21 protein-coding genes are annotated in these 18,883 nt (G+C 40.4%); 7 read left to right on the top strand and 14 right to left on the bottom strand.

Going from position 1 to position 18,883, the window contains the following annotated elements; all coding sequences use genetic code 11:
- Positions 1-30: 30 nt before the first annotated feature.
- Positions 31-2,760: an aconitate hydratase AcnA gene (acnA, locus tag QR42_RS08690; protein ID WP_039178925.1), complete on the bottom strand. Its 2,730-nt coding sequence runs from the start codon at positions 2,758-2,760 to the stop codon at positions 31-33.
- A 220-nt stretch (positions 2,761-2,980) separates the two neighbouring features.
- Here acnA and sspO point away from each other — a divergent pair, with 220 nt between their 5' ends.
- The 4 genes from sspO to QR42_RS08670 all read left to right on the top strand — a co-directional run bounded on the left by sspO (position 2,981) and on the right by QR42_RS08670 (position 4,485).
- Complete coding sequence (gene sspO / locus QR42_RS08685; protein ID WP_039178922.1) at positions 2,981-3,127, top strand: small acid-soluble spore protein O; 147 nt, start codon at positions 2,981-2,983, stop codon at positions 3,125-3,127.
- A gap of 16 nt (positions 3,128-3,143) precedes the next feature.
- Positions 3,144-3,290: a small acid-soluble spore protein P gene (locus QR42_RS08680; RefSeq protein ID WP_003211331.1), complete on the top strand. Its 147-nt coding sequence runs from the start codon at positions 3,144-3,146 to the stop codon at positions 3,288-3,290.
- 102 nt (positions 3,291-3,392) lie between these two features.
- A complete protein-coding gene (locus QR42_RS08675; RefSeq protein ID WP_039178919.1) occupies positions 3,393-3,794 on the top strand; it encodes an Hsp20/alpha crystallin family protein in 402 nt (133 codons plus the stop codon).
- A gap of 262 nt (positions 3,795-4,056) precedes the next feature.
- Entirely contained in the window at positions 4,057-4,485 is a 429-nt protein-coding gene (locus QR42_RS08670) for a DUF2621 domain-containing protein (RefSeq protein ID WP_024427086.1), read from the top strand.
- A 21-nt stretch (positions 4,486-4,506) separates the two neighbouring features.
- On the opposite strand, the gene QR42_RS08665 is transcribed toward QR42_RS08670, so the two are convergent.
- Both QR42_RS08665 and QR42_RS08660 read right to left on the bottom strand, forming a co-directional pair.
- The gene (locus QR42_RS08665) at positions 4,507-4,989 is read right to left on the bottom strand and encodes a CcdC family protein (RefSeq protein WP_024425136.1); all 483 of its coding nucleotides are present in this window, start codon (positions 4,987-4,989) and stop codon (positions 4,507-4,509) included.
- A gap of 94 nt (positions 4,990-5,083) precedes the next feature.
- On the bottom strand, positions 5,084-5,791 hold the full coding sequence (locus QR42_RS08660) for a cytochrome c biogenesis CcdA family protein (RefSeq protein ID WP_039178915.1): 708 nt from the start codon (positions 5,789-5,791) through the stop codon (positions 5,084-5,086).
- Positions 5,792-6,000: 209 nt separating this feature from the next.
- On the opposite strand from QR42_RS08660, the gene QR42_RS08655 reads away from it, so the two are divergent.
- Complete coding sequence (locus QR42_RS08655; protein WP_369810454.1) at positions 6,001-6,174, top strand: aspartyl-phosphate phosphatase Spo0E family protein; 174 nt, start codon at positions 6,001-6,003, stop codon at positions 6,172-6,174.
- 262 nt (positions 6,175-6,436) lie between these two features.
- Here QR42_RS08655 and QR42_RS08650 read toward each other — a convergent pair whose 3' ends face one another.
- From QR42_RS08650 to yneA, 6 genes are all read right to left on the bottom strand, one after another.
- Entirely contained in the window at positions 6,437-6,655 is a 219-nt protein-coding gene (locus QR42_RS08650) for a YneF family protein (RefSeq protein ID WP_003212379.1), read from the bottom strand.
- An 84-nt stretch (positions 6,656-6,739) separates the two neighbouring features.
- On the bottom strand, positions 6,740-7,186 hold the full coding sequence (gene sirA / locus QR42_RS08645) for a sporulation inhibitor of replication protein SirA (RefSeq protein WP_024425134.1): 447 nt from the start codon (positions 7,184-7,186) through the stop codon (positions 6,740-6,742).
- 198 nt (positions 7,187-7,384) lie between these two features.
- On the bottom strand, positions 7,385-9,388 hold the full coding sequence (gene tkt, locus QR42_RS08640) for a transketolase (protein ID WP_039178912.1): 2,004 nt from the start codon (positions 9,386-9,388) through the stop codon (positions 7,385-7,387).
- 186 nt (positions 9,389-9,574) lie between these two features.
- A complete protein-coding gene (locus tag QR42_RS08635; RefSeq protein WP_024425132.1) occupies positions 9,575-9,805 on the bottom strand; it encodes a DUF896 domain-containing protein in 231 nt (76 codons plus the stop codon).
- Between the two features lie 69 nt (positions 9,806-9,874).
- Positions 9,875-10,522, bottom strand: coding sequence for a YneB family resolvase-like protein (locus tag QR42_RS08630; RefSeq protein WP_039178908.1), 648 nt, complete (start codon positions 10,520-10,522; stop codon positions 9,875-9,877).
- Between the two features lie 17 nt (positions 10,523-10,539).
- A complete protein-coding gene (gene yneA / locus QR42_RS08625; protein WP_034283425.1) occupies positions 10,540-10,851 on the bottom strand; it encodes a cell division suppressor protein YneA in 312 nt (103 codons plus the stop codon).
- 159 nt (positions 10,852-11,010) lie between these two features.
- On the opposite strand from yneA, the gene lexA reads away from it, so the two are divergent.
- The gene (lexA, locus tag QR42_RS08620; protein WP_024425129.1) at positions 11,011-11,631 is read left to right on the top strand and encodes a transcriptional repressor LexA; all 621 of its coding nucleotides are present in this window, start codon (positions 11,011-11,013) and stop codon (positions 11,629-11,631) included.
- Between the two features lie 45 nt (positions 11,632-11,676).
- Here lexA and QR42_RS08615 read toward each other — a convergent pair whose 3' ends face one another.
- Complete coding sequence (locus tag QR42_RS08615; RefSeq protein WP_039178904.1) at positions 11,677-12,123, bottom strand: hypothetical protein; 447 nt, start codon at positions 12,121-12,123, stop codon at positions 11,677-11,679.
- A 296-nt stretch (positions 12,124-12,419) separates the two neighbouring features.
- Between QR42_RS08615 and QR42_RS08610 the strand changes: the two genes are divergently transcribed.
- On the top strand, positions 12,420-12,962 hold the full coding sequence (locus QR42_RS08610) for an IseA DL-endopeptidase inhibitor family protein (RefSeq protein ID WP_039178902.1): 543 nt from the start codon (positions 12,420-12,422) through the stop codon (positions 12,960-12,962).
- Between the two features lie 32 nt (positions 12,963-12,994).
- Here QR42_RS08610 and QR42_RS08605 read toward each other — a convergent pair whose 3' ends face one another.
- The 4 genes from QR42_RS08605 to QR42_RS08590 form a co-directional block, all read right to left on the bottom strand.
- On the bottom strand, positions 12,995-13,843 hold the full coding sequence (locus QR42_RS08605; protein WP_039178899.1) for an STAS domain-containing protein: 849 nt from the start codon (positions 13,841-13,843) through the stop codon (positions 12,995-12,997).
- A gap of 147 nt (positions 13,844-13,990) precedes the next feature.
- A complete protein-coding gene (locus tag QR42_RS08600; protein WP_228280000.1) occupies positions 13,991-14,371 on the bottom strand; it encodes a NucA/NucB deoxyribonuclease domain-containing protein in 381 nt (126 codons plus the stop codon).
- A 259-nt stretch (positions 14,372-14,630) separates the two neighbouring features.
- On the bottom strand, positions 14,631-15,539 hold the full coding sequence (locus QR42_RS08595) for a trypsin-like serine peptidase (RefSeq protein ID WP_039178896.1): 909 nt from the start codon (positions 15,537-15,539) through the stop codon (positions 14,631-14,633).
- A 194-nt stretch (positions 15,540-15,733) separates the two neighbouring features.
- Positions 15,734-18,877: a bifunctional cytochrome P450/NADPH--P450 reductase gene (locus tag QR42_RS08590; RefSeq protein WP_039178894.1), complete on the bottom strand. Its 3,144-nt coding sequence runs from the start codon at positions 18,875-18,877 to the stop codon at positions 15,734-15,736.
- Between the last annotated feature and the right edge of the window lie 6 nt (positions 18,878-18,883).

Below are 18,883 nucleotides of genomic sequence, written 5' to 3'. Positions count from 1 at the left end.
CTGTTGAATCGCCTTCTCTTCTTTGCTGTATTAGTTGCTTGCCAATTTTTCGCGAAGTACCATTTGAAGGATACCGCCATGACGATAGTAGTCAATTTCAACTTCACTGTCAAAGCGAACGACCACTTCAAATGTTTTCTCGTTACCATCTGTGTCAATTGCTTTCACAGTAACGAGATCACGCGGACGAACTGTTTCGTCAACATGAACTTCAAATGTTTCTGTTCCTGTTAGACCATGAGTTTCTGCACTTTCTCCGTCTTTAAACTGCAAAGGAAGTACGCCCATGAAGACAAGGTTACTTCTGTGGATACGCTCAAAGCTTTCAGCTAGAACAAATTTAATTCCAAGAAGGTTTGTTCCTTTTGCAGCCCAGTCACGTGAAGAACCCATTCCGTAGTCTTTACCTGCTAAGATCGCTAGACCTGTTCCATCTTCTTTATAGCGCATGCATGCATCATAAATGGATGTCACTTCACCAGTTGGCCAGTAAGTTGTATAGCCGCCTTCTGTTCCCGGTGCAATTTGGTTCTTAATACGGATGTTTGCAAAAGTACCTCTCATCATGACATGGTGGTTACCACGGCGAGATCCATATGAGTTAAAGTCTCTAGGCGACACGCCTCTTTCTTGCAAGTATTTGCCCGCCGGTGTGTCCTTACCAATCGCTCCAGCAGGAGAAATATGGTCAGTTGTGACAGAGTCACCGAACTTCGCAACTACGCGCAAGCCTTTAAGCGGTTCAACTTTACCAGGTTCAACTGATAGGTTTTCAAAGAATGGCGGGTTATCAATGTATGTGGAATTTTCATCCCATTTGTACAATGCATCATCCGTCGTTTTAATTTCATTCCAGCGGTCATTGTTGTCAAAAACAGTTTCATACTCTGAACGGAATAGCTCAGGTGTGACAGTGCTTTTAACGACGCTGTTGATTTCGTCCATTGATGGCCAAATGTCATTGAAATAAACGTTTTCGCCATTTTTATCGACACCGATAGGATCTTTTGTTAAATCAATATTCACCGTACCTGCAAGTGCATAAGCCACAACTAATGGTGGAGATGCAAGGTAGTTTCCTTTCACAAGCGGATGGATACGACCTTCAAAGTTACGGTTACCTGATAAAACAGAAGTGATCAGCAGATCATTTTCAGAGACAGCATCTTCAATTTCTTTCTCAAGCGGTCCTGAGTTTCCGATACAAGTTGTACAGCCATATCCAACAATGTTAAATCCGAGGTCTCTTAAATATGGAAGAAGTCCTGAATTCACAAGGTATCCTGTTACAACTTTAGAACCCGGCGCTAGTGACGTTTTCACGTAGTTTGGCACTTTCATACCGAGCTCACTTGCTTTCTTCGCAACAAGACCTGCTCCGATTAACACGTATGGGTTCGATGTATTCGTACAGCTCGTAATCGCTGCAATCGCAATCGCACCTGTCTTCATCACAGCTTTTTCACCGTTTGCAAGATCAAATTCGATTTGTTTATCAAGCTCTGATTTATCTAAGCCAAACCCTTGGTTACCAGCTGGGCTTTCGATGTGTTTATGGAACGTCTCTTTCATTTGAGAAAGTGGAATCAAATCTTGTGGACGTTTAGGACCAGATAAGTTTGACTCAATTTTAGAAAGATCAATTTCCACAACATCAGTAAAAATTGGTTCTTCTGCATCTGGCGTATAGAATAAGCCATTTGCACGAGAATATTCTTCAACGATATTAATTTGCTCTTCATCACGTCCAGTAAGACGAAGGTAAGCAAGCGCTTCTTCATCTACTGGGAAGAATCCACAAGTAGCACCGTATTCTGGCGCCATGTTCGCAATTGTTGCACGATCTGCTAATGGCAATTGAGCAACACCCGGTCCGAAGAACTCAACGAACTTGTTTACTACGCCTTTTTCACGAAGGACTTGTGTGACTTTTAATGCAAGGTCAGTTGCAGTCGTTCCGTTTGGAAGCTCTCCAACTAATTTAGCACCAATCACTTCTGGTACTGGGAAGTATGAAGGCTGACCAAGCATACCAGCTTCCGCTTCGATACCGCCAACGCCCCATCCAAGTACACCGATACCGTTAATCATGGTTGTATGAGAGTCAGTTCCAACTAATGTATCTGGGTAAGTGATGATCTCGCCATCTTCTTCAATTGCATGAACAACACTTGCAAGATACTCTAAGTTCACTTGGTGAACAATTCCTGTTGCAGGCGGAACAGCTTGGTAGTTGTTAAACGCTTTCTTTGCCCAGCTAAGGAAGTTATAACGCTCTGCGTTACGTTCGAATTCTAAATCCATGTTAATGTTTAATGCATCTTCAGTTCCAGCTTTATCAACTTGTACTGAGTGGTCAATAACAAGGTCAACTGGAATTTCAGGGTTAATTTTATCCGGATCCCCACCTACATCTGCCATTGCTTTTCTTAAAGAAGCAAGGTCAACGACGGCTGGTACACCCGTGAAGTCTTGTAAAATAACACGAGAAGGTTTAAATGGAACATCAATTTCTTTTACCTCGGCAGTTCCCCATTTTGCCAAGTTTTCAACGTGTTCCTTCTTGATCACTCTACCGTCTACTTGGCGAAGCACTGATTCTAAAAGTACCTTAATGGAATAAGGCAGCTTAGAAACATTTCCGATTCCTTGTTTCTCTAGTGCTTCTAACGAATAATAGTGATACGTTTTCCCATTTGTCGAAAACGTTTTTCTAGATTGAAAAGCGTCTTGTTTAGCGACTTGCTGCTGTTTCGACATGTCCAAAATCCCCCTTTTGATGATCAAGATCAATTTCAATTCTCAGAAAAATCGTCGTATTTCACCACAATTTTCTCACAATTTCATCTTAAAACAAATTCATACATAAGTAAATAACAATGCTTTTATTAAATTCAATAAGTTTAACTTATCATTAGGAAATGTTTACTCTTCATAAACGAAGCGCAGCGGGTTCATACTACAAATGAGGTGAAAGAACATGACAAAACGCAAAGCAAATCATGTCATTGACGGCATGAACGCAGCCAAAAGCCAAGGTAATGGCGCAGGCTATACGGAAGATGATCAACTCGTTTTAACAGAAGAACAAAGACAAAACAATAAAAAACGCAAAAAAAATCAATAAGAAGGAGCCAAACATCATGACGAATAAAAACACAGGGAAAGACATCCGTCAAAACTCTCCTAAGGAGCATCAAGGCGGTCAGCCTGAGCCGCTATCAGGCAGTAAAAAAGTGAAAAACCGCAACCATACAAGACAAAAGCACAATTCTCATCATGATATGTAATCATTCCCCTCTCATCCCGTGACCACACGGGATGTTTTAGGTCTTTCACACATTTCCATTTTCATCATATGATTTATTATGAGATGTGATGGAGGAGTGTTTATGGAGAATGAAAAGCAATCGAATTCCTCTGATTTCCTTGAAATAGATGATTGGCTCAATGTTTTAATGGATGATCCATTTGCCTGGTATGATGAACACCTCCCAATTGATCTTTATGAAACAAGCCGTGATTATATTATTGAAATCGATGTCTCCACCTTATCGATCACTGATGTAAAGCTGACCTTCGCTGGACATGAGCTGACGTTGACTTACACAGTACAAAAGCCAAAAGGTGAAGGCGAACAGCCAATTGAAAAAAGCGTGATGCTTCCTTTTTATTTAAACGACAAAGACATTGCAACAGATTATGAAAACCAAATCATATCGATAAAAATTAAAAAATGTTCCGACCATCCAAGCGGTGCATTTTCCTTTCAAATCCCCCACTTCAAACATTAAGAGCCCACCTTCATATAGGTGGGCTCTCTTCCCGTTCGTTTCAAGTCAATACCTTTTGCGAACCACCATGGCCAAATAGTAGAATCGCTATATGATAATGTATTCTTTTTCTACTAATCGGTTTGGGTCATTCTAGTAAATGGGCGGCTATCAATGAAAAAGGGCGTTTATAGAGATAATAGACATACATTTTTGTTATTTTCTTCTATCCTCTCTTCATGTAATATAAAATAGAGAGATAAGGGGTATAAGGAGTGAGAACATGTTAAGCGGCTGGTTTTTGTGGTTCATTTTATTTTGGGGTACAGTGATGATCGGATTACTCGCAATCGGTGGCTTTTTTATGTTTCGCAAATTTTTAAAACGATTGCCAAAGGAAGATGGGAAATCAGAGCTTGATTGGCAGGATGAATATATTCAAAAGAGCCTTCACCTATGGCGGGATGAGGACAAACAATTGTTAAATGAACTCGTATTACCAGTTCCAGAGTTGTTTAGAGATGTTGCCAAAGAAAAAATTGCGGGTAAAATTGGTGAGCTGGCATTAAAAGAACAGGCTGCCAGCATTAATCTAGACTTAATCATTCGCGGCTACATTATGGCTACACCAAAGCGTGATCATAAATTTTTATTGAAGCGCCTTCAAGAAAAAAACATTGATCACTCGCCATATGAATCGTTATTAAAATAACCTCCTTTATTAAAAGGAGGTTTAATTCATTTGAATTTGCTGCGGATCTAATTGTTTAGACAGCTTTCTAAACGACAAATACATAGCAACCCGCCAAGGTACGATCATGCCAAAAGCAAGAATCCAAAACATTCCGCTTAATGAGCCATAATCAATAGAAGAACTTAGGATGGTCTTCATCCCGATACGAAGGACAAGAAGTCCAATGAGAATAAACACAAATGCTTTTGACCGCTTTAAGTAAATGTCATTGCCTCTAATTTCAAACTTCGATGTTTTAATTAAAAATATAGAGAAAAACATCCCCACTGTGATCGCTTCTAGAAATTCAGCTCCAGTTACCCGAAACATTGGAACAAAAAACATCAGTGCGCCAGTGCTCATGAAAATAGGAGGTAAAATAATTTTTTTTGCCGTTGCAGGTTTTGCAGATGACTTAATGCGAATAAACATGACGGCCACCGCCATACATACCGCAATTATAGAAGAGATCAAGATCATCATATCAAATCATTCCTTTATTCTTTAAGGTCAGCCTATGTATAATATACTCCAATTGACGAAAAAAAACCATTCGCCGCGACTGTAGAAAACGATTTCAAAAGCCTGTAAAGCCGCCAAACAATGATGAGAACATGATGATAATCCATGTGAGAAGATCAAAGAACAGCAACAGCCCTACCACAATCATAATGATTCCGCCAATTCGCATGATTAGCTGCTGACGCTTTCTGATCCACGCCATTTTCGTAATGAAAAAGGAGAGAATAAAAAACGGGACGGCAAATCCAAAGACATACGCAATCATATAGGGCACAGCCGATCCAGGATTGTTACTGGCTAGTGCGATGACAGCGGATAAAATAGGTCCTGTACAAGGTGTCCATCCAGCGGCAAAGCCCATTCCGATGAGAATGGATCCGAAAAAACCAGCAGGACGATTTTTGAACTGTATTCTCTTTTCGCCCATGAGGAAAGAAGGCTTGAATACGCCAAGGGTCATGAAACCAAAGAAAATAATGAGGATGGCTCCAATTTGACGAATCGCTTGATGGTAATCATCAAAAAACTTCCCGACAAACGATGTTCCAAAGCCAATCGCAATAAATATAATAGAGAACCCAACTAAAAAGAATAATGTATGAAGCAGACTTCTCCTTCTCAGCATCACCTTCTCGGATTTCACTTCATCTATACTAACGCCCGTAATATACGATAAAAACGCTGGATAAAGCGGAAGACAGCACGGTGAAATAAAAGAAAGAAATCCTGCTCCAAATGCTAAAAAGTAATTCAAATCTGTCAAAAGAACACCCCCTTCTTACAAATATACAATAAGAGATGACAAAATCATTTCATTTTTTTTACATCACCTCAATAAAGATGGTCTATTCTCTTAAAACCTTATATAATTTAATTTGACATCAAGATAATGAATCCTTTAAATTTGAAAATAAACCTTAAAATGGATATAATAGAATCGATTCTTTTTATCAAGATTTGCATGAAAGGAACATGACTTTGGTAAAAACATCATTATTAACTCAAATCGAAGAAAAAAGAGAAGAGCTGATGAAAGTTGTCTTGCATAATGGGATGACATCAACAGTGACCATCGAACATAGCCAGCAGCTAGATCATCTCCTCTTACAATATCAACGACACTTACACTCAAACTCAGCCAACTAATTATACTTCATGATATCAAACATGCCGCACCATTGTAGAACAGTTGATATGTGTGACCATAAAAGAAACGAAAACCTCTGTCATAGGGGTTTTTTGTTTTTTTACATGCTGTTTGACGCCATAATAAAAACCACCTTCCCTGCTTCATTCATGCAAGTACAGTGGTTTTAAGCGTCTGATGAAGGTGAATTGAATAAAGAAAGGACAACGCTTGTCCATTCTTTATAACCATGTTCCATCTATGATCATAATATCGTACGTATTATTTCGCTTGGTTGTTCATGGCTTTCATCATTTGATTGATTTTCTTCTGGGACGGTTTCATGCCCATTTGCATCATCATCATTCGAAGCATTTGTTCATTAATCGGTGGATTCTTTTTCAAATAGCTCATCATATACTTACGAGCAATAAAGAATCCGAGTGCAACTCCTGCAAGCAGTGCAACAACGCCTACAAGGATGACAACCCATAAATCCATAATTCTTCCTCCTTCATGTTGTCTCGTATAAAGTGTACTAAACAAAAGGCTATTATACAACATTTCACGTTCAATTTTATTTTTTTAAACAAAATTCCTCACTTTTACTGGATTAAGCCACCCGTGCTTCTTTGAACTAAAGTCCATCGCAAGAAAACAAGGGCTGATTTTTCTCAGCACTTCAAAAAACACCGCTTCTGCCTCATAACTGCCAGTGGCAGACATTTGAATATACCGGTCTTTAATAATAAATGCTGCGGTTCCTTTTCCATCTGGTAAGGAAGCGCTGTAAATCGAGCCTATTTGTGTGTAGTGAATGTTCGTTAAGTTATTCATGAGACGCTGATGCATATGAAAAGCAGGGATTCGCTTCGTCACATAATCCACTTGCTTCACAAGCATAACTAACTCATCGTCGGTGCGATTCGTCCAGTGTAACGACTCAAACAAATGAAACAAAATCGATTCTCTGCCAAAATAGTGATGTGCAAATTCATCCTCAATCCAATAAATATAATAATGGCGTTCCATGTCTATCCCTTCCTTTCACATTTCGTCAATCTCGTTTATTGCTTGTATTATACAAAAATGTGAAAGAAAGAATTGTCTATATATGAAGCAAGAAGAAACTAGTTTTGTCAAAAAAACAAGAAAAAAGAAAAAAGTTTGCAGAGCGGATGAAAATGCTCTGCAAACAGATAGCAAAAAAGCATGATGCTTGGAGTTCGTTTATTTATTCAGCTTCGCTTTCACACGGCTGACTACATTGCTGACAGTAAATCCGTATTTCTCGATAATGGTTTCACCTGGTGCAGATGCGCCAAATTTATCAATTGCAATCACGTCACCGTCAAGGCCAGTGTAACGCTCCCAGCCAAGTGAAGCACCCATTTCAATCGCAATACGTGCACGTACTGCTTTAGGAAGAACGGATTCTTTGTATTCGTCTGACTGCTGATCGAAGCGATCCCATGCAGGAAGGCTGACAACAGATGCGCGAATACCTTCTTTTTCAAGTGCCTTTTGCGCTTCAATGGCTAAACCAACCTCAGATCCTGAAGCGAGTAGAAGTGCTTCTGGCTGTGCATCAGCTGCTTCAACCACAACGTATCCACCTTTTTCTACTCCCTCATATGCCTTCTCTGGTGCCTGGTCAATCGTTGGAAGGTTTTGACGAGTAAGAACTAGTGCAGTCGGTTTATCCGTTGAAGATACAGCTAGTTTCCACGCTGCAGCTGTTTCATTTCCATCTGCTGGGCGAATAACGGAAAGGTTAGGCATCGCACGCAGTGAAGCAAGCTGTTCAACCGGTTCATGTGTTGGACCATCTTCACCAACAGCGATACTATCATGAGTAAAGACGTATGTGACTGGAAGTCCCATTAAGGCAGCAAGACGAATCGCTGGTCTTAAGTAATCTGAGAAAACAAAGAACGTTCCGCCGAATACACGAAGACCGCCGTGAAGTGCCATACCGTTGAGCGCCGCACCCATTGCAAATTCTCTCACACCGAACCAAATGTTTTTGCCGGCATAATTATTTTTTCCGAAATCATCCGTGTTTTTAATCGTTGTTTTGTTTGATCCTGCAAGGTCAGCAGACCCGCCAATAAAGAAAGGTACTTGCTTTGCAATGCCATTTAACACTTCGCCTGAAGAAGCGCGGGAGGCAAGGCTTGAACCTGCTTCATAAACAGGAACCTCTTGGTCCCAATTTTCAGGAAGCTTTCCTTCAATCGCAAGCTTCAGCTGTGCTGCCAGCTCTGGATATTCTTTTTCGTATTGCGCAAACAGCTCATTCCAAGCTGCTTCTTTTTTCTGACCAGCGTCTTTGACAGCTTCTTTGAAATGATCGTACACTTCAGAAGGTACATGGAAATCTTCTTCAAACGTCCAAGAGTAAGCATCCTTCGTCAGCTTAGCTTCCTCGCTGCCAAGAGGTGCACCATGCACACCAGACGTTCCCGCACGGTTTGGCGAACCGAAACCGATTGTTGTTTTCACTTCGATTAAAGTAGGTCTGTCTGTGCTTTGTTTCGCCTTTTCAATAGCAGCTGTTACTTCTTCGATGTTGTTGCCGTCTTTCACGTAAAGAACTTCCCAGTTCATCGCTTCAAAACGATTCTTCACATTTTCAGAGAATGAACGATCTAAGTCGCCATCTAAAGAAATGTCATTTGAATCGTAAAGAACGATTAAACGGCCTAAGCCTAAATGACCAGCAAGTGAAGCAGCTTCAGAGGAAATCCCCTCCATTAAGTCTCCATCTCCGCAAATGCTGTATGTATAGTGATCTACAACCTGAAAGTTGTCTTTGTTATACGTTTCCGCAAGATGTCTTTCTGCAAGTGCCATCCCCACTGCCATAGCAATTCCCTGGCCTAAAGGACCTGTTGTGGCATCTACGCCTTCTGTGTGTCCAAATTCAGGATGTCCAGGTGTTTTGCTTCCCCATTGGCGGAATTGTTTTAGATCATCGATGCTCAGATTGTATCCGCTTAAATGAAGCATGCTGTATAGAAGCATAGAACCATGTCCCGCAGATAAAACAAAGCGGTCTCTGTTAAACCAATTTGGATTTTGCGGACTTACGTTTAAGTGATTCGTCCATAAAGCGTACGCCATTGGTGCAGCACCCATCGGCATTCCTGGGTGACCGGAATTCGCTTTTTCAATTGCGTCTATGGAGAGAGTACGTATTGTTGCAATAGATTTCAATTCAATCGTTTCCATATAAATCCCCTTCCGTATCTTGTGTACACCATTATCATAAATCTACTGTCCTTTTTTCACAACTATTTCACGCTGAAAAAGAAGGATTTTGTCACATTTAGTTTATCGATCACCTAAAAAGTTATGCAAATATGAAAAAAGACGAGAATAATCTTCCCATCTTTTCAAAATTCAAGAAATCACAGCTTAATGAAGGTTCTGATCTTTTTCTCTTTTTAATTTTTCTGGTGTGACATCGTTTCCTTCAGGATCAACGATCTTAACAGTTTTAAGTGTATTTTTCATAGAAGAACGAAAAGCTTTCAAATACTCTTCTCTCAACTGCTTTTGTTCTGTTTTTTCAGCGTCTGATAAACCGGTCTCTTTCGACTTTTTTGAAAGCTCATTTATTCTTGCAAGCTGTTCTTTAGAAATCATGACAAACTCCTTTAAAGCATTTTCTCTACATACTACTAAATATCAATCATTTTGACAACAAATCACGCTTTAGGTGGGAAGGTCTTTTTCATATTCTTGATACCTTCTATGCACCGTTGCTTTTGAAATGTCAAAACCTAATGCCTGAAGAGTTGCGGCAATTTCGGCGAATGTCATATTGTTTTTTCTTAATCGAACAATTTCTGAAATCGGCACTTCAATACGCTCACGGCCAGGTGCATGGTCCTGCTGCCTTAAATTCAGTTCAGGCTGATATCCGCGCTCAACTGCCCTTTTCATTCCCCGCTTGATTTTCAGGTTATGAATTTTCCGTTGGTATTCTTCGACGACTCCTACAATCTCAATGACCATTTCATCTGCTTCTGAAAGCTCAAGCTCTCCTCTATGAAACACGCTGTATACCTTTACGTTCTCTTTAAATAAACAATGAAGAAGTGCAATTTTTGCTTGTCCTCTTCCAAGACGAGTTTCATCCTGGATCAAAACGGCATCGATTGACTCTTCCTTCAGTGCAGCAAGCATTTCAAACACACCATCACGATCTAAATCATATCCACTTGCTTTTTCTTTGATGACTTTGACCACATTCATCTTGTGCATGGCAGCTAACGCCAGCAGTTCTTCTTCTTGTCTTTTCAACGAGGTTTCCTGCTCTTCTTTGACAGTGCTTACTCTCGTATAAATGATTGCGTTCATGTCTAAAATCGACCTTTCTACTGTACTGTTGCAAGCTGATATACGACTGGATGCTCTTTTTTGACGGGTATAACAAGAATGTCGCCAGGCTGGATTTCAGTTGAAGCAAGATCATTGTGTTCGGTAACCCAATCAATAAATGCATTTTTGTCGATTGATTTGCTGTCGTTTACTTGATCAGCTAACCCCCAAAGAGTATCACCTGATTGAACCTCTATTTTAACATACTGATTTGTATCATTATGGCTTGTGACTGCAATAAGTGAGAGAAATATGCCAACGATGAATGAGAATACCCCAATAAAAATAATAGATTCTTTTAACCTCATAATGTCATCTCTCCTAATAGAATATGTGTTCGCTCTTTCTGTCACTCATTATAAATACGAACAAACGTTTCTGTCAAACGTTTTTTTCGAACCTATGTTTGTACTGTTAGGAAAAACATGCTATAATTTCTTTAAAATTGACGTTTTGAGGTGCAAAAGATGACGAAGCTATCAAAAAGACAACTCGATATCCTGAAATTCATCAAAGATGAAGTAAAAAGCAAGGGTTATCCCCCATCCGTCCGTGAAATTGGAGAAGCTGTCGGTCTAGCATCCAGTTCAACGGTCCATGGACATTTAGCTAGACTAGAAACAAAGGGCTTAATTAGAAGAGACCCGACAAAACCTAGAGCGATCGAAGTACTAGATGAAGAGGAAATGAATATTCCAAAGAGTGCTGTAATGAACGTTCCAGTCATCGGAAAAGTAACGGCCGGCCTTCCTATCACCGCTGTTGAAAATGTAGAAGAATACTTCCCTCTTCCAGAGACTTTTGCAGCACCAGATGAACAAGTGTTTATGCTTGAAATTATGGGAGAAAGTATGATTGATGCAGGTATTTTGGACAAGGACTATGTCATTGTGCGTCAGCAAAGCACCGCTAACAATGGAGATATTGTGGTCGCCATGACAGAGGAAGATGAAGCGACCGTGAAACGCTTTTATAAAGAAGATACACACTTTAGATTACAGCCAGAGAACCCATCAATGGAACCGATTATCTTACAGAATGTGAGTATACTAGGTAAAGTGATTGGCGTATTTCGAAATATTCATTAAAAAAAGCCGGTATTTCATCAGCTGCTGATGAGAACCGGCTTTTTCTTATGCACAAGAATAGGCAAGAATACTTGAACTTGGGAAGGAACCAAATGTAAAGTTCGGCCATATAAAACCAGTTGTTCGGCCAAAAGGCTGTGAGGAAAGAACGAACATTAAAAATACTTGACCGTTTCTCAAAAACACAATTGTCCATCTTCTATTACATCCCGCTGCAAATTGTACAGTTTGATGACCTCCGCCAACACCGTGCCCAGATATAAGCGACTGCATACTCTGTGGCTGCGAGAGTGCTTGTTGATACTGCGAAATGATATGCTGCGGCGGTGCCGGCGGTGCAGATTGTCCGCCTGAACCTTGCCCTGGCCAAGTACCTCCTCCGATCGGAAACCCAGGAAACCCTCCACCTTGAGGAATACCAACAGATGGAAATCCTTGCATCTGCCTATCATATGAGTACCCATTCCACACACCTTCATACGGATGATACATAATAAACACCACTTTCTTTAGACATTCATCACGACAGTATATGTCATAAATAAAAAAGTGTGTTAAACGTCTAAATAGAAATTTTTCCAAAAGACGTTTCGTTCTTCTTTAGAACGGTTAAATAATCATTAAGAAGAAAAATAAAAAAAATGAAAACTTTTTGTCTCCCTCAAACGTTATATAATTAGAAACAAAAGAAATAAAAAAACATTTAGATTTAATACTTGTAATATCACTGTAATTATTGTAACATTTGTAACATAAGAAGTTTTCATTGAGAAAAGGAGGCAATTGCCTTGAAAAAATTATTTGTTTTATTAACTGCTATTATGCTTATGATCTCATTACAAACTACAACATTGGCCGCTTCCAAGAAATCAGCCGCTTTGACAAATAAAGAAGCGTTACATATTGCCCTTGATGCAAGAGAACACTTTTGGAGTGCAATGTCAGGCTACAAAATTAAAGAACATTCTAATTACAAATTAAAATCATTTACCTATAAAGATATGACATACAACTATCTTTCTAAAACATTTGATACAAAGAAAAAATTAAACAGCTACCTATCTCAAGTGTTCACTCAAGATGCCATCAAACATGGTTTAAAAGATTATCAGTTTATTGTTCATAAAGGCAAAATGGCTGTTCCAGTCGGTGACGGAGATAACATGCTCAATTGGGAAAAAGCCACACCTAAACTTGTTTCTAAGAAGCAAACAGTCCGCACATATGAATTTACTGTCCCAACACTTGATGGACGCAAAGTAAAACGAACTGTTACGTACGAAAAAGTACAAAAAGATTGGAAAGTCACACAAATTGACGCTGTCATCTAAATAAAAAACCAGGCCTCTCATCGGCCTGGTTTTTATATTGGAGAAAATTCAGTCATGCGGTCCAGCGCGTGAGCAAGTGATGATGCCGTGCGAAATTCATTAAAAGGAAGCCCGAGCTGTACTGCTGTTTGAGCAATTTCTGGTCTAATTCCTGAAATGGTCGTCTCTACTCCAATTAACCGAAGTGACGTAACAAGGTCAAAGATTTGATGAGCCACCATTGTATCAATAATGACAACACCCGATAGATCAATACATAAATGCTGAACCCCTTTTTGCGAGCACTGTTTTAGCGTATTTTCTAAAATAATCTTTGCTCTCGCTGTGTCAATATCACCTACTAAAGGCAACAACGCAATCTGGCTTTTTAAAACAATCACCGGTGAACTCAATTCATAAATCATATCTCTTTGAGCCACAAGCTTCTTCGTTGTATTTTTCACATATTGCTGGATAAACACATGGATTGATATATTAAACGCTTCGGAAATCAAATCATACCAATAAAAAATGCGGTCAATATCAATGTCACCTTGACGCTGTTTAATAAATTCTTTTAAGTAATGCAGAACGACTCTTTGATTGGACATGTATTCTCTTACGACATAATCTAATGGTGTATTTAAATGCTTCGGATCACTGGCTAAATCCTCAGACCATTTTTTAAATTCAGTATGTAAATATGTCTTGTCTTCAATAATAGCTCGTATAAAGTGCTGGTAATAATCTTGATTTTGCCGTTTTAGCTCTGCAATGATGCTGGAATCTGTTGAACGATATATCGATTCTGGATCATCGTCCTCAATTGATTCATACCATGTTTCAGTCAGCTTCTCTGCATGCTGCATAAAAAAATCGTATAATGCACGGTTCTTATCCATAAGCAAATGTCCCTTCACATTTTCTTCTTGTCAGTCTTTGTACCTTATAGATTGATTGTACCACTGAATCTTTTTTCCCTGCCAGCTCGGATACGCTCTGCCATAAACAAAAAAGGCACCCGCTCGAGGGGTGCCTTTTCCTCAGATTTATTTCACAATGAATAATATTCTTTTCCCATCAGGAAATCCGCTGATTTGGTGCCCGACCCATGAGCCTGCTCCCCTATTATCAGATGGACTGACATATTGAACGCTTGCGCCTTTTCCTCCCTCAAGACAAACCGCCATCGGCCATTCATCCCGGTCAAATCCAGGTTTTGTCGGTATCCCTTTTAATGATTCTTGCCTGCGGGCATCTGCTCCATTCCTGTCAATGGTACACACATCTGAATGCCCTTTTCGAATGGCTTCTTGAATATGACTGCCTGTTTCAGGGTACCTTTCCTTTGGAAATTGAACGACATGATCATATCGATCAGCCCCTTTTGCTGCCTGCTTCTCTCCAAATCCACCTAACAACATGCCCATCCATATCACAAAACATAAAGCGACAGCAGCGATCCAGCCTCTTTTCATCTTCAAAAGCGCGTGACCTCCTCATCCATCTCAAGCATGGTTTTGACTTAAAGGAAATGTGACATTTTAATGTATGAGTGGTTCGCGAATGACATGTGAAAAAATTGATGTAGCTCTCAATCTCAAATCCACAGGTTAAAAAAATGAATCCTCTATTAAATGAATCCATACAAAAAAGCTTGTCCCCTATGAAGGAAACAAGCTCTATTTTTTATTGCGCTTTCGCATAGTTTATAAACTCCACAAAGGCAGCTGTCGCTTTTGGACCGCCATTCATCGTTCCGTTTGAATACCCAGCGTTATGAACTCCAACGATTTGCTGGTTCTGATCTAGCATGGCAGAACCTGAATTTCCGCTGAATGTATCAATCGTATAGTATGCTAGATTCGTATCTTCTCTCGTCACAGGACCTGACATCTCCCATTGTGACACCTTGCCAGTCGATCTCATTTTATCACCAGGATATCCTGAGATTTTAATGGTTGTCCCAGTCAAGTTTGTCACCTGGCGGATGGATCGGTAGCCGACCGTATTGCCAATATTCGTATCGGTTTTGATTACGGCAAAGTCATATTGACTTGCACCAGTATTAATATACCCGCTTGGCACATAGAACTCAGTCATTTTTGCTGAACCGTTCACCGCAGTACTATCATTCATACCTGGATATACGGTTCCTTTTTCACTATAGCTTCTCGATGCCGTATTGTACACGCAGTGTCCGTTTGTCAAAATTTTATTAGGAGCAATGAGTGTCCCTGTACAGCTGGAGCCGCCAAATGTAATATAAGCAATCGAATTGTATGGTGCTACTCTTGTATTTGCTACTTTGGTTCTACCATCGTCTCCAATGACGACTTTTGTTTGAAAATCTTTTAAATATTTTGATAGTGGTTTTACTTTTTCGCCAACAGTAGAAGAAAGATCATCCACTTTGTCAAAGGATGAGGGGGCTTTCGTATCATTGTGGAAATCACTTGAAGAAATCACTTTTCCATCAGAAGTCACCATGTCATAATCAGACGTTAGTACTGAATCCGATGCGGCATGGGCAAAACTAGGCACACTTAAAGCACCAAAAACGAGAAGAGAAGGGAGTAACATTTTCACCTTTTTCATCATATTCCTCCTTTATGTCCTATATCAAAAATCATACGATTGTTTCATATTGGAGTAAATGAGAGAATATTCTTATTTTTTACAAAATATTTCATATTTAAATTAGGTGTTTTGTAACTTCCCAACCTTCATTCTATCGATCTCTTTCTATGTGAACAGAAAAAAACCGCCTAATTGGCGGTCTTTCCTCTTTGTCAGCTCCACACATCTTTTACATATCTATTGTCATTTGCAAGGGCTGTCAGCCAATTTTCAGCTGTTTCCTTCGAGCATTGTTTCTCGTTTTGATAGAGATCGATTAGTGTAGCCTCTACATCTGGGGCCATGACTTTTCCGTCTCCGCACACGTAAAGGTAGGCACCTTGATCAAGCAATTCGATGAGCATGCCGCCTTCTTCTTTCAACAAATGCTGGACATATACTTTTTGCTCATCGTAACGAGAATAAGCACGATGGATATGGATAACTCCGTTTTGCGCGGCAAGCTGCATTTCATCAAAATATAGATCATCTTCCTCAGGGTGACGGCAGCCAAAATATAAGTGGGCTTCGCCTAGCTGCTTCCCTTCCTTCTGCCACACTTCTCTTGCCTGAACAAATCCTCTAAATGGAGCAATTCCTGTACCTGGTCCAATCATGATCATCGGCACTTCTGATGAAGGAGGCAGCTGGAATCCATCTTGCGCTTCATGCAGGAAGCAGGCTACTTCTTCTCCTTCTTTTAGACCACATAAATAGGTTGAGGCAACTCCGGCATATTCTCCTCTACCGCTCCACGCTTTATCTTTTACAACTGCTACTGTGATACTGACTTTTTCTTCATCTACCTTAGGCGAGCTAGAGATCGAATAATAACGCGGTTTCAAACCTGGTAAAAGCGCCAAAAAGTGTACAAACGGCAGCTCGCACGCTTCATATTGATCTAATAAATCCAGCATGGTTACTCGTTTCTTTAAAATGGCTTCTTGATATGCTTCTCCAGCCATTTGTTCAAGCTCCACGCGGTGAGGCGGACATACCGTATGTGCTGCGAGCTCTCTTAGCTGTGTACGTGTCGCAGGCTCTTGAAGCTCAACATGTGAGGCGAGTAATTCTTTGATTGGAATCGGCTGTTCTAATGGTAAATGACTTGCCTCTTTCTCAGATGAAAGCTTGATATGCTGCTCTGGATTTAGTTTAAAGCGGCGGGTCACACGCTCAACGAGTGCATCACTATTTTTCGGTACAATCCCAATATGATCTCCTTCTTTGTATGCTTTTCCAGCTGGCAATTTCAGTTCAATATGTCTTGTCTGCCTCGTGCTTTTTTCTGATTGTAATTCTTCATTTTTCAATACAACAGCTGAAAAGGCATCATATATTTTGGCTACAGGACGCTCCACTAGCTCATTCGTATAAGCAACTGATAGGTTTGGTTTTTCCTTCCCCTTTTCTTGGAAGGTGAGCTTAAATTCTTTTGCAAGCTGTTCAAAGACAGTTTTCTGGAAAATTTCTTTATCCTCATCCATATCACCACCTGCATCACCTTCTCCTAAATCAGCTACACGTTTGGCACCTTTTCTTTCAAGGGCCTCATCAATCAGACGGGGGATCCGCTGGTACGTGCTCGCCCAGTTTCGATCTCCGCATCCAAAGACCACAAATGTCACGTTTGATAAATCCTGCTCCTCATCCTGCGCCAGCCAATCCACAAATTGCTTCGCATTGTCAGGCGGATATCCGTTGTATGAAGCGGTCACGATGAGGACAGCGCCTGTATCTGGCAATTGGCGTGTATATTCATCAAGCGGCGCAGTGGTCACATCGAATCCTTTTGCTTTCCCGTCTTCCGCCAATTCGTTCGCTATTTGCTTTGCTGTGCCAAGATTCGATCCGTATAAAACTAGCAGCGGTGTACCGTGACTCGGCACTTTTGACTCACCAGATTTGGTGCTTTTCTTCGGTTCTTCTTTCGGTGGTGCCATAAAGAATTGTTGCTTCCTTGGCCGCACCTTGATTTTGAAATCGTTTGGTTTAATCGTCAGAGATTCTTTTAAATCAAGCTCATAAGATGTGTGATCAATTAACTCTAAATTATGCAGAACCATCGCGAGAACCATCGTAGCTTCATGCAGGGCAAACTGCATACCGATACATGCACGCTGTCCATTCCCAAAAGGCTTGTAAGCATGCTGCGGGATTTTCTCAGGATGCGTAAACCGCTCTGGTTTAAATTCTTCAGCATCCTCGCCCCATACCGCTGGATCACGGTGTAATTTAGGGAGCAGAACAGAGACACTTTGATTCTTGTGAATCGGATATTTCCCCCCGATTACTGTGTCCTCTTTCGCATAAAGAGAGAATGTAGGCGCCGTAGGCCAGAGGCGAAGGGCTTCATTTAACACCATACGAGTGTAGCTTAGCTTTTGCACTTGTTTAAATGTCGGCAATCCGCCTTGCAGCACCTCATCTGCTTCTTGGACAGCTTTCTTTAATTTCTCTGGATTCTTTAATAAGAAATAAATCGCAAAGGATAGCAGTCCGCTTGTTGTTTCGTGCCCTGCAATTAAGAAGGTGATGATTTGATAACGGATATTTTCATCAGATAAACGTTCACCTGTTTCAGGGTCCTCTGCATGCAGCATAAGTGACAGTAAATCATCGCCTGTTTTATCTTGTTTTCTTCGTTCCTGTATAATGTCATCTACTAATTGCTTCATAAAATCGACATGCTGATCAAATTCTTTTCGTCTTTTGATCATGAGTTTATCGGCAATCGGCAATCGGCTCGACTGCTCCATTGCTTCATTTAAGCCTTTCAGCATGCTTTCTATGAATGGATGCTGGTTTTCTTTATAAAAACTGTTAAAGCGAAAATCAAAACCGCAAAGGCCGATCGTATCTAAAGTCAGCTTTGTCATATCCTCAGCTACTTCAATTTCTTCATCGCGGCCTGTTCTTTGCCATTTTTGTACAAGCTGTGTCGCAATATCGAGCATCATCTCATGATAGCCCTTCATGGCCTGCTGGCTGAATGCTGGCATCAAGATTTGATGAGCCTTTCTCCAGTTCGGTTCTTCTGTCCAGCTCGTAAATAACCCATCTCCTGCAAAGGCTCTTACTTTACTGAGACTAGTCCCAATAAATTTATCAAAACGGCTCTCATCAAATACTTCCTTGACAAGCTCATGGCTGGAAACAAAAATACTTGTTGCATTTGAAAATTCAAACTGAAAGATCGGTCCTAATTCATCTGCCAGCCGCCAAAAGGATTGAGAAAGCTCCCCTTTTTTTATATGGGGAATATTTTTAAAAGGTCCGTATGTTTTTGGTTTTGGAATGATTGATGTTTGCTTCATATGCCC

Source organism: Bacillus sp. WP8, from assembly GCF_000800825.1.
Taxonomy (GTDB): Bacteria; Bacillota; Bacilli; order Bacillales; family Bacillaceae; genus Bacillus; species Bacillus safensis.
The sequence above is the reverse complement of the archived record's forward strand: the minus strand, read 5'-3'. Positions and strand labels throughout refer to the sequence as shown.